The organism is Edwardsiella tarda ATCC 15947 = NBRC 105688 (assembly GCF_003113495.2).
GTDB classification, from domain to species: Bacteria; Pseudomonadota; Gammaproteobacteria; order Enterobacterales; family Enterobacteriaceae; genus Edwardsiella; species Edwardsiella tarda.
Window position 1 is genome coordinate 2,124,701 of record NZ_CP084506.1, and the last position, 13,109, is coordinate 2,137,809.

Sequence of the window (13,109 nt, forward strand, 5' to 3'; positions counted from 1 at the left end):
ATTCCATTTATAGTGCAATACGCCGTAACCATGTCACAACCAGATAATCATCCCTTGGTCACCCTTCAGCACATCGCCGTCCGCTTCGGCACCCGCGATGTGCTGGATAATATCTCCCTGACGCTACGGCGTGGGCGCATCCTGACGCTGCTCGGCCCCAACGGCGCCGGTAAGTCCACCCTGGTGCGCGTCGTGCTGGGGTTGGTCGCCCCGACGCGTGGCGAGCGCATTACCCGCCCCGGGCTAACCATTGGCTACGTACCGCAGAAGCTGCACCTGGACGCGACTCTCCCGCTGACGGTAGAGCGCTTTATGCGCCTGCGTCCCGGCGTCAAACGTCAGGATGTGTTGCCGGCGCTGCAACGGGTGCAGGCCGCCCATCTGCTGACTCAGCCGATGCAGAAACTCTCCGGCGGCGAGAATCAGCGCGTCCTACTGGCGCGCGCCCTGCTCAACACCCCGGATCTATTGGTGTTGGACGAGCCTACCGCCGGCGTCGACGTCAACGGCCAGTTGGCGCTGTATGATCTGATCGACCGCCTACGCCACGAGCTGAATTGCGCAGTGCTGATGGTTTCCCACGATCTGCATCTGGTGATGGCTAAGACCGACGATGTGCTGTGCCTAAACCAACACATCTGCTGTTCCGGTACTCCACAGGCCGTGGCCAATCACCCCCAGTTTATCGCGCTGTTTGGTAACCGTGGCGCCCAGCAGCTGGCGCTCTACCAGCACCATCACAACCACCGCCACGATCTGTGCGGCAAGGTGATCCTCAAGAGCCGCACGGGAGAGGCCGATGATTGAGTTGTTGTTGCCCGGCTGGCTAGCCGGTGCCCTGTTAGCGTTGGCGGCCGGGCCTCTGGGTTCGTTTGTCGTCTGGCGACGCATGTCCTACTTTGGCGACACCCTGGCGCATGCCTCGCTGCTCGGCGTCGCCTTCGGTCTGCTGCTCGACGTCAACCCCTTCTATGCGGTGATCGCCGTGACGCTGGTGTTGGCCTGTGCCCTGGTGTGGCTGGAGCGCCGTCCGCAGCTCGCGGTCGATACCCTGCTGGGTATCATGGCGCACAGCGCGCTCTCCCTCGGCCTGGTGGTAGTGGCGTTGATGTCTAACGTGCGCGTCGATCTGATGGCTTACCTGTTCGGCGATCTGTTGGCGGTTACCTACCAGGATGTGGTGCTGATCGCCATCGGCGTGGTGCTGGTACTGGCGCTGCTGCTATGGCAATGGCGCGCCCTGTTATCGATGACCATCAGCCCCGATCTGGCGCATGTCGATGGCGTGCCGCTCGGGCGTACCAAGCTGCTGCTGATGCTGACCACCGCGCTGACCATCGGGCTGGCGATGAAGTTTGTCGGCGCGTTGATCATCACCTCGCTACTGATCATCCCGGCGGCGACGGCACGCCGTTTCGCCCGTACCCCCGAACAGATGGCGACGGGCGCAGTACTGGTGGGTTGGCTGGCCATCAGCGGCGGTCTGGCCCTCTCCGCCTGGTATGACACCCCGGCCGGGCCCTCGGTGGTACTGTGTGCCGCCTTCCTATTTATGCTGAGTCTAAGCCGACGTCAGGCCGCCTGATCCCCCAGATAAAAAAAATCCCGCAGCCAGCTGCGGGATTTTTTTATCCGACGCCGAGGGCATTACGCCTGGCGTTCGATGCCGAAGTGACGGTAGGCATGGCCGGTCGCGATGCGCCCACGTGGCGTGCGTTGAATGAAACCCTGCTGGATCAGGTAGGGCTCCAGCACATCCTCGATGGTCTCACGCTCCTCGCCGATCGCCGCCGCCAGGTTATCCAACCCAACCGGGCCGCCCATAAACTTGTCGATCACCGCCAACAGCAGCTTGCGATCCATATAGTCGAAGCCGGCGGCATCCACATCCAGCATATTCAGCGCCTGCGCCGCCACCGTCCCATCGATGTGGCCATCGGCGCACACCTCGGCAAAGTCACGCACCCGGCGTAACAGACGGTTGGCGATACGCGGCGTACCGCGCGAACGGCGTGCGATCTCTAACGCCCCCTCCTCCGTCAACGACAGCCCCAGACACTGGGCGCTGCGCCCGACGATATGTTGCAGATCGGCCACCTGATAGAACTCTAAACGCTGCACGATGCCGAAACGATCGCGCAGCGGCGAGGTCAGCGAACCGGCGCGGGTGGTGGCGCCGACCAGGGTAAAGGGCGGCAGATCGATCTTGATGGAGCGTGCCGCCGGCCCCTCGCCGATCATGATATCCAGCTGGTAATCCTCCATCGCCGGATAGAGCACCTCCTCGACGACCGGGGAGAGGCGGTGGATCTCGTCGATAAACAGCACATCGTGCGGCTCTAAGTTGGTCAACATCGCCGCCAGATCGCCCGCCTTCTCCAACACCGGCCCCGAGGTGGTACGCAGATTCACGCCCATCTCATTGGCGACAATGTTAGCCAAGGTGGTCTTGCCCAGCCCCGGAGGGCCGAAGATCAATAGGTGATCCAACGCGTCGCCGCGCAGCTTGGCCGCCTTGATGAAGATCTCCATCTGCTCGCGGACCTGCGGCTGGCCGACATAATCGGCCAGGCTCTTCGGCCGGATTGCGCGATCGAGGAACTCCTCCTCGCTCTGGCTACCGGCGGAAATCAGACGATCGGCTTCTATCATCCCAAACTCTCCAGAGGGTTACAGAGCCGCGCGCAACGCGTCGCGGATCAGGGTTTCACTGTCCGCCCCGACGCTGGCTACCCGGTTGACCAGGCGGCTGGCCTCCTGCGGCTTATAGCCCAGGGCGATCAGCGCCGCCACCGCCTCACCCTCGGCATCGGCCTGAGCCTGCGGCTGGGCGCTCGGCGGCAAATCGTCCGACGGAGTGAACAGATCACCGCTCAGCCCCTTGAAGCGATCTTTCATCTCGACCACCAGACGTTCGGCGGTCTTCTTACCCACGCCCGGCAGCTTGATCAATGCGGCCACCTCTTCACGCTCCACCGCCGCGACGAATTGCTGTGCCGACATACCCGACAGGATCGCCAGCGCCAGCTTCGGCCCGACGCCGTTGACCTTGATCAGCTCACGGAATAGCGCGCGCTCCTGCTTATTATTGAACCCATACAGCAGTTGGGCATCCTCACGCACCACGAAGTGGGTGAAAATTACCGCCTCGCTGCCAGGCTGCGGCAACTCATAAAAGCAGGTCATCGGCATCTGTACTTCGTAGCCGACGCCGCCGGCCTCCAGCAACACCTGTGGTGGCTGCTTTTCCAGAATCACTCCTCTGAGGCGACCAATCACGCGCACTTCCTCTCTGTCTCAGTCAAATATTCCCCCGCTTATACCATAAAAAAGGCTGGATGAATATCCAGCCTGATAGAAAGCGCGTCCTGCCCCACTCAGCGTAGGCGACCCCGCGCCAGATTGAGGCGCCCATCGCCGATACGCAGCGCGTTCTGGCTGACATGGCAGTGGGTGATCGCCACCGCCAGCGCATCGGCGGCGTCGGCTTGCGGGTTGGCGGGGAGTTTGAGCAAGGAGCGCACCATATGCTGCACCTGGGCCTTCTCCGCCCCCCCGTTACCCACCACCGTCTGTTTGATCTGGCGCGCCGCGTACTCAAACACCGGCAGGTCACGATTGACCGCCGCCACGATGGCGGCGCCGCGCGCCTGTCCCAGCTTGAGCGCCGAGTCGGCGTTCTTCGCCATAAACACCTGTTCGATGGCGAAGTAGTCGGGATTAAACTGGGTAATGATCTCGCTAACGCCGGCATAGACCAGCTTGAGGCGCGTCGGCAGATCATCGACAGCGGTGCGAATGCAGCCGCTGCCGAGATAGTCGAGTTGGCGCCCACACTGGCGGATCACGCCGTAACCGGTAATACGCGAGCCGGGGTCAATCCCGAGGATGATACTCATTCCAGAGTAGCCGCAACCTCGTCGGAGATTTCACCGTTGTGATACACTTCCTGCACATCGTCGCAGTCTTCCAGCATATCGATCAGGCGCAGCAGCTTCGGCGCGGTCTCCGCGTCCATGTCTGCTTGAGTCGAGGGGATCATGGAGACTTCGGCCGACTCGGCCACCAGGCCAGCCGCATCCAGCGCATCCTTCACCTTACCGAAGGTTTCCCACGGGGTGTAGACATCGATGGCGCCGTCATCATAGGTCACCACGTCATCGGCACCCGCTTCCAGCGCGGCATCCATCACGACGTCTTCATCCAGGCCCGGCGCGTAAGAGATCACCCCTTTCTTGGTGAACAGGTAGGATACGGAGCCGTCGGTACCCAGGTTACCGCCACACTTGGTGAAGGCATGACGCACTTCGGAAACGGTACGGTTACGGTTGTCGCTCAGGCACTCGACCATCACGGCGGTGCCGCCCGGGCCGTAGCCTTCATAGATGATGGTTTCCATGTTACCGTCGTCGTCGCCGCCGACGCCGCGGGCGATGGCGCGATTCAGGGTATCACGGGTCATGTTGTTGGACAGAGCCTTATCGACGGCCGCACGCAGACGCGGGTTAGCGTCCGGATCGCCGCCGCCCAGCTTGGCGGCGGTGACCAGCTCGCGAATGATCTTGGTAAAGATTTTACCGCGCTTGGCATCCTGCGCAGCCTTACGATGTTTGGTGTTGGCCCACTTACTATGACCTGCCATATAAATCTCCGCTAAAGGCGCAAAGGCCCTAAATAGTCAATATGCAAACGCCTGTCAACAAGCCAGACGGCCAGCATGGCCGCCCGGACAGGCAGGTAATCAAGGTACGAACTGTTCGATCGCCTGGCGGTTGCTCCAGGACTTGGTCAGCTCGGCGGCGGCGGCGTCCATCCAGCGGTAAGCCAGATGTTCGCTCAGCGGGATCGCCCGCTCGTCAGGCAAGGCCAAGCAAAACCAATGCTCCAGATTGCGCGTCACCCCAGGCGCATAACGCCGACGCAGGTGCGCGAACAGCTCAAACTCCACGCAACGCTGGCAGTCCGTCAGCGTCAAATGCTCGTCGACGATGTCGATTCCCACTTCTTCCTTTACTTCACGCTGCGCGGCTTGCGGCGCCAACTCCCCCGCTTCCAGGCTGCCGGTAACCGACTGCCAAAAATCGGGGTCATCGCGCCGCTGCAACATCAGCACCCGTCCGCTCTGGCGCGCATAGATCACCACCAGCACGGATTCCGGACGCTTATAAGCCATTACTCGTCGTCACCCTGTTTCAGGCTGACGGCGATGGACAGCTCCTGCAACGCGGCCGGGTTGGCGCGGCTCGGCGCATCGGTCAGCGGACAGGCGGCGGCGGTCGTTTTCGGGAAGGCGATCACGTCACGGATATTCTCCGTGCCGGTCAGCAACATCACCAAACGGTCCAGACCGAAGGCCAGGCCGGCATGCGGTGGGGTGCCATACTTCAGGGCATCCAGCAGGAAGCCGAACTTCTCGCGCTGCTCCTGCTCGTTGATGCCCAGAATGTCGAATACCGCCGACTGCATGGCACCGTTGTGAATACGCACCGAGCCGCCGCCCACTTCGTAACCGTTCATCACCATGTCGTAAGCGTTGGCGATCGCACCGACCGGATTGGCCTTCAGTGCTTCCGGACTGATATCACGCGGTGAGGTAAACGGATGGTGCATCGCCGCCAGACCGCCTTCGCCGTCCTCTTCGAACATCGGGAAGTCGATCACCCACAGCGGGGCCCAACGGGTTTCGTCGGTCAGTTTCAGGTCACGACCCACCTTCAGGCGCAGAGCGCCCATGGCATCGGTAGCCACCTTGGCGCTATCGGCGCCGAAGAAGATGATGTCGCCGCTCTCGGCCGCGCAACGCGCCAGGATACCTTCCAGCACCTCGGCGTTGAGGAACTTAGCGATCGGGCTCTGCACGCCATCCATCCCGGCGGCACGGTCGTTGACCTTCATCCAGGCCAGCCCCTTGGCGCCATAGATGCCGACGAACTGACCGTACTCGTCGATGTTCTTACGGGTCAGGCTGGCGCCACCCGGTACACGCAGCGCGATAACGCGGCCCTTGGCGTCGTTGGCCGGGCCAGAGAAGACTTTGAAATCGACGTTTTTAACCAGATCGGCCACGTCCACCAGCTCCAGCGGGTTACGCAGATCCGGCTTATCGGAGCCGAAACGGCGCATCGCCTCGGCGAAGGTCATCACCGGGAAGTCGCCCAGATCGACGCCTTTGATCTCCAGCCACAGCGCACGGGCCAGCTCTTCCATGATTTCACGCACCTGCTCGGCGCTCATGAAGGAGGTTTCCACATCGATCTGGGTGAATTCCGGCTGGCGGTCGGCACGCAGGTCTTCGTCGCGGAAGCATTTGACGATCTGATAGTAACGGTCGAAACCGGACATCATCAGCAACTGCTTAAACAGCTGCGGAGACTGCGGCAACGCGTAGAATTTGCCCTTATGGACTCGGCTCGGCACCAGGTAGTCACGCGCCCCTTCCGGCGTCGCCTTGGTCAGCATCGGGGTTTCGATATCCAGGAAGCCGTGGTTATCCATGAAACGACGCACGAATGCGGTGATCTTGGCGCGGGTCTTCAGACGCGCAGCCATCTCCGGACGACGCAGATCCAGGTAGCGGTACTTCAGGCGATTCTCTTCGCTGTTAGTCTGGTTAAAGTCCAGCGGCAGCGGCTCGGCGCGGTTGATGAGGGTCAGGCCATGGCCAAAGACTTCGATCTCCCCGGTCGGCATATCGCTGTTACGCTGACTCTCCGGGCGAGCACGCACGGTGCCGGTGATCTGCACGCAAAACTCGTTACGCAGCTCAGAGGCCTGACGGAAAGCATCCTGATGATCCGGATCAAAGAACACCTGCACCACCCCTTCGCGGTCACGCAGATCGATGAAGATCAGACCACCCAGGTCGCGGCGGCGATGTACCCAACCGCACAGGGTCACTTCCTGGCCCACATGGGACAGATTCAACTGCCCGCAATAATTAGTACGCATAACGATATCCTTTGGCTTGCTTAATTTATTTTGCCGACGCCGCGCCCGGACAACCGGCCGGACACGTGCTGCCTGCGCAGCGCTCTGTTGAAGACGGTGTTTTGTCGGTACGTGGCTTAAAATCGGTCGCGTACCAGCCGTTTCCCTTTAACTGGAAACCGGCGGCTGAAATCTGTTTTTTCAAGGCAGGATGACCGCACGCCGGGCAATCGACCAGCGGTGCATCGGACATTTTTTGCAACTTCTCAAGATGATGATTGCAGTCGCTACAAACGTATTCGTAGATCGGCATAGCTCAGGCGGATTTACATGCTTGATGAAAAAAGGGGGCTATTATACTGGAAATTCCCCGCTGCGATAAGAGCGCGCGCGCACTTTGCACTGTTTCTCACCACCCTTCCCCCTCTGCCTAACTTGTTAGCTTTATGTTATATTTCAGGCGTGTTCATTATGGAGCCAACGGATGTTCTACTATGGGCTGCCGCAGTGGCAGCATGCCGCCTGGGCGAAGATCGGTCTGCACGACTTAGCCGACTATAGCCGTTACTTTAACTGCGTCGAAGGCAACACCACCTTCTATGCCCTGCCAGCACCCGAGTTGGTGCAGCGCTGGCGCGCCATGACCCACGACCACTTTCGTTTCTGCTTCAAATTTCCTTCCGCCATCAGTCACCAGGCGGCACTCCTGCATTGCGATCAACAGATTGGCGCTTTTTACCGTGCGCTGCAACCTCTGGATGGCCGCCTAGGGCAACTTTGGCTACAACTGCCGGCGGCCTGTGGCCCGGAGCATCTGCCGCGTCTGTGGCACTTTCTCGACGCCTTGCCACGTGGCTTCCAGTATGGCGTCGAGGTTCGCCATCCAGCCTTCTTCGCCAAGGGTGAGGCCGAGCGCTCGCTTAATCACGGGCTGCGCCAACGCGCGATCAACCGCGTCATCCTCGACAGTCGCCCGGTACACCATGCCCGTCCCGACAGCCACGCCGTGCGCGAGGCACAGCGCAAGAAGCCGCAATTACCAGTACACGTGGTGATGAGCGGCAGTCAGCCAATGGTGCGCTTCGTCGGCGGCGACGATCTAGCGGCTAATCGCGAGTGGTTGCAGCCCTGGCTAGCACCGCTCCAGCGCTGGAGCCAAGAGGGCACCCCCTATCTGTTTATCCATACCCCGGACTGCCGCGACGCGCCGCAACAGGCGCAGGCGTTATGGCGTGCCCTGGCGCAGGCCGATGTCGCCGGACTGCCCGCGCGCCCCGATTGGCCGCAGCAGGCGGCGCTGTTCTGAACAGTGAGGCGGATTAAACGTAGGCTACAGTAAAAAAATCGACATACCTCAACAGATTAGTCAGGACATTCCTCTGTGCTACGGCTATCATTTACCAGTTCATACGATTAAGACTATGGAGCTTAAGAGAATGATAAGCGCGCTTTATGTTGTGCTTGGCGCACTATTATTAGTCACGTTTTCTTGGCAGGTAGTACGGCTGCGCATGCTCTATCGCGTCAGCTATGGCGATGGCGGCTTCTATGAGTTACAGACCGCCATCCGCATCCACGGCAACGCCGTGGAATACATCCCCATCGCCGCCATCCTGCTGGTGATGATGGAGATGAACGGTGCCCGAGTATGGATGGTGCATCTGTGTGGAATACTGCTGATCCTGGGGCGTATCATGCACGCCTGGGGATTGCGCCAACACGAGATGCATTGGCGCCGCTCCGGAATGAGTGCCACTTACCTCGCCCTGCTGCTGATGGTATTGGCTAACCTCTATTATCTCCCCTGGGGGCAAATGTTGCTCGGCGATTAACCGGCGTCCCGGCGGGATCGCCGGGTTCGCACCTTAGTCCCGACGCGGCCTGCGCGCCAGGCAAAATCCGCCCCACAACACCCCGAGCCATAGCGGTAGCAACAGCACCGAGATGCGGATGGCGGGCGTCAACGCCATGATCACCAAGATCAGGCCTAGAAAGGCCAAACAGAGGTAGTTGCCATAGGGATACCACAGCGCACGAAAATGGGTCACCACGCCCTGACGGTTCATCGCCGCCTTAAACTTGAGGTGCGCCATGCAGATCATCACCCAGTTAATCACCAGCGTCGAAACCACCAGCGCCATCAACAACGCAAACGCCTTACCCGGCATCAGGTAGTTGATCAGGATCACCAGTGAGGTAGTCAAACCCGATAAGGCGATCGAGCGCAGCGGGATACCACGGCGGCTAATCCGAGTAAGCCAATGCGGGGCATGGCCTTGCAGCGACAGCCCATACAGCATACGGCTATTCGAGTAGACGCAGCTGTTGTAGACCGATAACGCGGCCGTCAGGATCACCACGTTGAGTGCCGCCGCCACCGTCCCGCTATTCAGATGGGCGAAGATCATCACAAACGGGCTACTCGCCGCGTCGATCTGTGGCCAGGGGTACAGCATCAGCAGCACCAGCAGAGAACCGATATAGAAGATCAGGATACGGTAGACCACCTGATTGGTCGCCTTGGGGATACTCTTACGCGGCTCGCTGGCCTCGGCGGCGGTGATACCGATCAGCTCCAATCCACCGAACGAGAACATGATCACCGCCAGCGCCATCACTAATCCCCCCCAGCCGTGTGCCAGGAAGCCACCGTGACGCCAGAGGTTATCGAGCCCGGCCTGCGGTCCCGCCTCGCCGGAGAGCAGCAACCAGCTACCGAAGGCGATCATCCCCAGGATCGCGGCCACCTTGATCAGGGCGAACCAGAATTCGGTTTCGCCATACAGGCGCACGTTGACCATATTCAGCGCGTTGATCAGCACAAAGAACAGCGTGGCCCAGATCCAGGTCGGCACCTCCGGCCACCAATATTGCATGTAGATCCCGGCGGCGGTCAGCTCGGCCATGCCGACCAACACGAACATAACCCAATAGTTCCAGCCGGAGACGAAGCCGGCGAACGGCCCCCAGTAGCAGTGCGCAAAGTGGGCGAAGGAGCCCGCCACCGGCTCCTGAACCACCATCTCACCCAGTTGACGCATAATGAAAAAAGCGATCACCCCGCCGAGGGCATAGCCCAACAATACGGCTGGCCCGGCCAACTGGATCGCCGGACCGATGCCGAGAAACAGCCCGGTACCGACGGCGCCGCCGAGGGCGATCAGTTGAATATGTCGGTTTTTTAATCCCCTCTCCAGGGTGGTACTACTGTGCTGCGAATCGCCCATTTTTTCCTCTGTGCGATAGCGTCATGGTGGCTCTCTGAAGCGCGATCTCCGTGGCGTATCGTATTATTTTATTTACAACGCGCGGCGATTTGTATCACTGCAAACTATTGCAATCAAGATAAATATCATGCTAGCCCGCTGACTGCTGGCGGAATATTCAGCGAGCGTACCGTCGGTGAGGTGTCCGTCGACAAGGCGAAATGGCGCATAGCCGACGGCGGCCATCTTCTGCTAAACTATGCGCCCCTTATTGAAACTCCCTACATCCGCTATGTCTGACTGCGATAAAAATCCCGCACCGTGCGCCGGGCGCGACACGCTATTTTCCGCCCCGATCGCCAAGCTGGGCGACTGGACCTTTGATGAACGCGTGGCCGAAGTGTTTCCCGACATGATCCAGCGTTCGGTGCCTGGCTACTCCAACATCATCGCCATGATCGGTATGCTGGCGCAGCGCTTCGTCCTGCCGGGAACGCGGGTGTATGATCTCGGCTGCTCTCTGGGGGCCGCTACCCTCTCCATGCGCCGCAATATTCAGGCCGAGGGATGCGAGATCATCGCCATCGATAACTCACCGGCGATGGTCAGCCGTTGCCGCCGTCACATCGATGCCTTCCGTAGCCCAACGCCGGTTCAGGTGTTGGAAGCCGACATCCGCGATGTCGCCATCGAGAATGCCTCGCTGGTAGTGCTGAACTTTACCTTGCAGTTTCTCGCCCCGGACGATCGCCAGATCCTGCTGGATCGGATCTACCAGGGGTTGCTGCCGGGCGGTGCGCTGGTATTGTCGGAGAAGTTTAACTTCGCCGACACCACCGTCGGCGAACTGCTGTTCGATATGCACCATGACTTCAAGCGTGCCAACGGTTACAGCGAGCTGGAGATCAGCCAGAAGCGCAGCATGTTGGAGAACGTGATGCTGACGGATAGCGTCGAGACTCACAAACAGCGCCTGCACCAGGCAGGCTTCCAGCACGCCGAGACCTGGTTCCAGTGCTTTAACTTTGGTTCGCTACTGGCCATCAAGGAGACCCAGGAATGATCGACTTCGGCAACTTCTACGCCCAAATCGCCCACGGGCCGCTGAGTAAATGGTTGGAGGTGCTACCGGCCCAGTTGGCGGCCTGGCAGCGTGACTCCCTGCACGGTTACTTCCGCGACTGGAACAACGCGGTAGAGCGGCTGCCTGAACTGACGCCCTACCACCTGGATCTACTGCATGGCGTACACGCCGAGGCGGAGCAACCGCTGAGCGAAGGGCAACGCATCGGTATCGAAAAGATGTTACGCGCGTTGATGCCCTGGCGTAAGGGGCCATTCGATCTGTATGGCATTCACATCGATACGGAGTGGCGCTCGGATTGGAAATGGCAGCGCGTACTGCCGCATCTGTCGCCGCTGGCCGGGCGGACCATCCTCGATGTCGGCTGCGGTAGCGGCTATCACCTATGGCGCATGGTGGGCGCCGGCGCGCATTTGGCGGTGGGGATCGACCCGATGCAACTGTTCCTGTGCCAGTTCGAGGCGGTACGCAAACTGCTCGGCGGCGACCAACGCGCCCATCTGCTGCCCCTAGGCATCGAACAACTACCGGCACTGGGTGCCTTCGACACCGTCTTCTCGATGGGGGTGCTCTATCACCGCCGTTCACCGCTCGATCATCTGTATCAACTCAAGGATCAGTTGGTCAGCGGCGGCGAACTGCTGCTGGAGACGCTGGTGATCGAGGGTGATGCCCAGCAGGTGTTGGTCCCCGGCGAGCGCTACGCGCAGATGCGCAACGTCTACTTCATTCCCTCGGCCGCCATGTTGATCACCTGGCTAGAGAAGTGCGGTTTCTGTGACGTCCGCCTGGTCGATCAATGCCCGACTCGTGTCGAAGAGCAGCGCCGTACGAGCTGGATGACCAGCGAGTCTCTGGCCGAATTCCTCGACCCGCACGACGCCCGGAAGACCTGTGAAGGCTATCCGGCCCCGCTGCGCGCCGCCTTCATCGCCCGCAAGCCCTAAGGCGAGCGGCGCAGAAAAAAGCCCCAACCACAAGGGATGGGGCTTGATGAGTGAGCGAACCCTCCGCTACAAGTTCGTACTGACTTCTACTGGAGATGGCGACTACAGGGCGTGGAGAGCGGATGCGACTCTGCGGCGACACAGGCTTCCGGCATCATCTGCAATGCCGCCTTCATCGCCTCGACCATGCCGCTGTCCACGCAATAGTGGCAAAATTCGTCATTCTCTGCATGGCTCATACTCACGCCCGCCTTGCGATAACGCATCGTCGACGGCACGCAATGACCCGCCGAGGTATGCACCTCATGCAGGCCGATCTCCACGAACTTATGCAAGTTGGACAGGCGTACCCCGGCTCCGGCCATGATCAACGGCCCCTGGCTGGCTTGATGCAACTGACGCAACAGCGGCAAACCCGCTTCGGCGCTCTGTTGTTGACCCGACGTCAAGATACGCGCCACCCCTAAATCGGTTAGCTGCGCCAAGGCCAACATCGGATTGGCACACATGTCGAAGGCTCGATGAAAGGTGATGGCCATCGGCCCGGCCAGCGTCATGAGCTGGCGCATACGATGCAGATCGATATGCCCCTCTTCATCCAATAAGCCGATCACCGCACCGGGAAACCCCAGATCGCGTACCAACGCCAGATCACGCTTCATCAAGGCAAACTCGCTATCGCTATAGCAAAAATCGCCGCCGCGTGGACGAATGATCGGATGCACCGGGATGCTCACCTGCTCACGGCACCCCACCAAGGTGCCGTAACTGGGGGTGATCCCCCCATCCTGCTGACTGGCACACAGCTCGATACGATCGGCCCCCGCCGCCTGAGCGGCCTCGGCACACGCCAACGAGTAGCAACAGACTTCTAACTTCACCATTCCAACCTCCGAATCAACAGCCAAAAGGGCGCCGAGATGAAAAATACTCATACCCATGCAG

Annotated in this window: 15 protein-coding genes; 6 read left to right on the forward strand and 9 right to left on the reverse strand. The window is 60.4% G+C overall.

Annotated elements, in window-relative coordinates; translation table 11 throughout:
- The first annotated feature begins 30 nt into the window (after positions 1 to 30).
- A complete protein-coding gene (gene znuC / locus DCL27_RS09855; RefSeq protein ID WP_035600790.1) occupies positions 31 to 807 on the forward strand; it encodes a zinc ABC transporter ATP-binding protein ZnuC in 777 nt (258 codons plus the stop codon).
- Positions 800 to 1,585, forward strand: coding sequence for a zinc ABC transporter permease subunit ZnuB (znuB, locus tag DCL27_RS09860; RefSeq protein ID WP_005284899.1), 786 nt, complete (start codon positions 800 to 802; stop codon positions 1,583 to 1,585). Before znuC ends, znuB begins: the two co-directional genes overlap by 8 nt.
- 62 nt (positions 1,586 to 1,647) lie before the next feature.
- Here znuB and ruvB read toward each other — a convergent pair whose 3' ends face one another.
- From ruvB to DCL27_RS09895, 7 genes are all read right to left on the reverse strand, one after another.
- Positions 1,648 to 2,652, reverse strand: a complete 1,005-nt coding sequence (ruvB, locus tag DCL27_RS09865; protein WP_005284896.1) for a Holliday junction branch migration DNA helicase RuvB — start codon at positions 2,650 to 2,652, stop codon at positions 1,648 to 1,650.
- 18 nt (positions 2,653 to 2,670) lie between these two features.
- Positions 2,671 to 3,279, reverse strand: a complete 609-nt coding sequence (ruvA, locus tag DCL27_RS09870) for a Holliday junction branch migration protein RuvA (RefSeq protein ID WP_005293149.1) — start codon at positions 3,277 to 3,279, stop codon at positions 2,671 to 2,673.
- Between the two features lie 98 nt (positions 3,280 to 3,377).
- Positions 3,378 to 3,899: a crossover junction endodeoxyribonuclease RuvC gene (gene ruvC / locus DCL27_RS09875; RefSeq protein WP_005284890.1), complete on the reverse strand. Its 522-nt coding sequence runs from the start codon at positions 3,897 to 3,899 to the stop codon at positions 3,378 to 3,380.
- Positions 3,896 to 4,642, reverse strand: coding sequence for a YebC/PmpR family DNA-binding transcriptional regulator (locus tag DCL27_RS09880; RefSeq protein ID WP_005293145.1), 747 nt, complete (start codon positions 4,640 to 4,642; stop codon positions 3,896 to 3,898). The genes ruvC and DCL27_RS09880 overlap by 4 nt, the downstream gene beginning before the upstream one ends.
- Positions 4,643 to 4,741: 99 nt before the next feature.
- Positions 4,742 to 5,173 carry a dihydroneopterin triphosphate diphosphatase gene (nudB, locus tag DCL27_RS09885; protein WP_035600592.1) on the reverse strand — a complete coding sequence of 144 codons (432 nt, stop codon included), beginning with the start codon at positions 5,171 to 5,173 and terminating at the stop codon, positions 4,742 to 4,744.
- Positions 5,173 to 6,948, reverse strand: coding sequence for an aspartate--tRNA ligase (gene aspS, locus DCL27_RS09890; protein WP_035600589.1), 1,776 nt, complete (start codon positions 6,946 to 6,948; stop codon positions 5,173 to 5,175). Before aspS ends, nudB begins: the two co-directional genes overlap by 1 nt.
- Before the next feature lie 25 nt (positions 6,949 to 6,973).
- Entirely contained in the window at positions 6,974 to 7,240 is a 267-nt protein-coding gene (locus DCL27_RS09895) for an FmdB family zinc ribbon protein (protein WP_071523947.1), read from the reverse strand.
- A gap of 171 nt (positions 7,241 to 7,411) precedes the next feature.
- On the opposite strand from DCL27_RS09895, the gene DCL27_RS09900 reads away from it, so the two are divergent.
- Positions 7,412 to 8,233 (forward strand): DUF72 domain-containing protein, encoded by an 822-nt coding sequence (locus DCL27_RS09900; protein WP_035600586.1) that lies wholly within the window; start codon positions 7,412 to 7,414, stop codon positions 8,231 to 8,233.
- Positions 8,234 to 8,363: 130 nt separating this feature from the next.
- Positions 8,364 to 8,759, forward strand: coding sequence for an MAPEG family protein (locus DCL27_RS09905; RefSeq protein WP_005293138.1), 396 nt, complete (start codon positions 8,364 to 8,366; stop codon positions 8,757 to 8,759).
- 33 nt (positions 8,760 to 8,792) lie between these two features.
- Here DCL27_RS09905 and DCL27_RS09910 read toward each other — a convergent pair whose 3' ends face one another.
- Entirely contained in the window at positions 8,793 to 10,154 is a 1,362-nt protein-coding gene (locus DCL27_RS09910) for an amino acid permease (RefSeq protein WP_005284865.1), read from the reverse strand.
- Positions 10,155 to 10,425: 271 nt separating this feature from the next.
- Here DCL27_RS09910 and cmoA point away from each other — a divergent pair, with 271 nt between their 5' ends.
- Together cmoA and cmoB are read left to right on the forward strand one after the other, a co-directional pair.
- Entirely contained in the window at positions 10,426 to 11,196 is a 771-nt protein-coding gene (cmoA, locus tag DCL27_RS09915; RefSeq protein WP_005284859.1) for a carboxy-S-adenosyl-L-methionine synthase CmoA, read from the forward strand.
- Entirely contained in the window at positions 11,193 to 12,164 is a 972-nt protein-coding gene (gene cmoB, locus DCL27_RS09920; protein ID WP_005293133.1) for a tRNA 5-methoxyuridine(34)/uridine 5-oxyacetic acid(34) synthase CmoB, read from the forward strand. Before cmoA ends, cmoB begins: the two co-directional genes overlap by 4 nt.
- A gap of 86 nt (positions 12,165 to 12,250) precedes the next feature.
- Here cmoB and cutC read toward each other — a convergent pair whose 3' ends face one another.
- On the reverse strand, positions 12,251 to 13,048 hold the full coding sequence (cutC, locus tag DCL27_RS09925; protein ID WP_005293131.1) for a copper homeostasis protein CutC: 798 nt from the start codon (positions 13,046 to 13,048) through the stop codon (positions 12,251 to 12,253).
- Between the last annotated feature and the right edge of the window lie 61 nt (positions 13,049 to 13,109).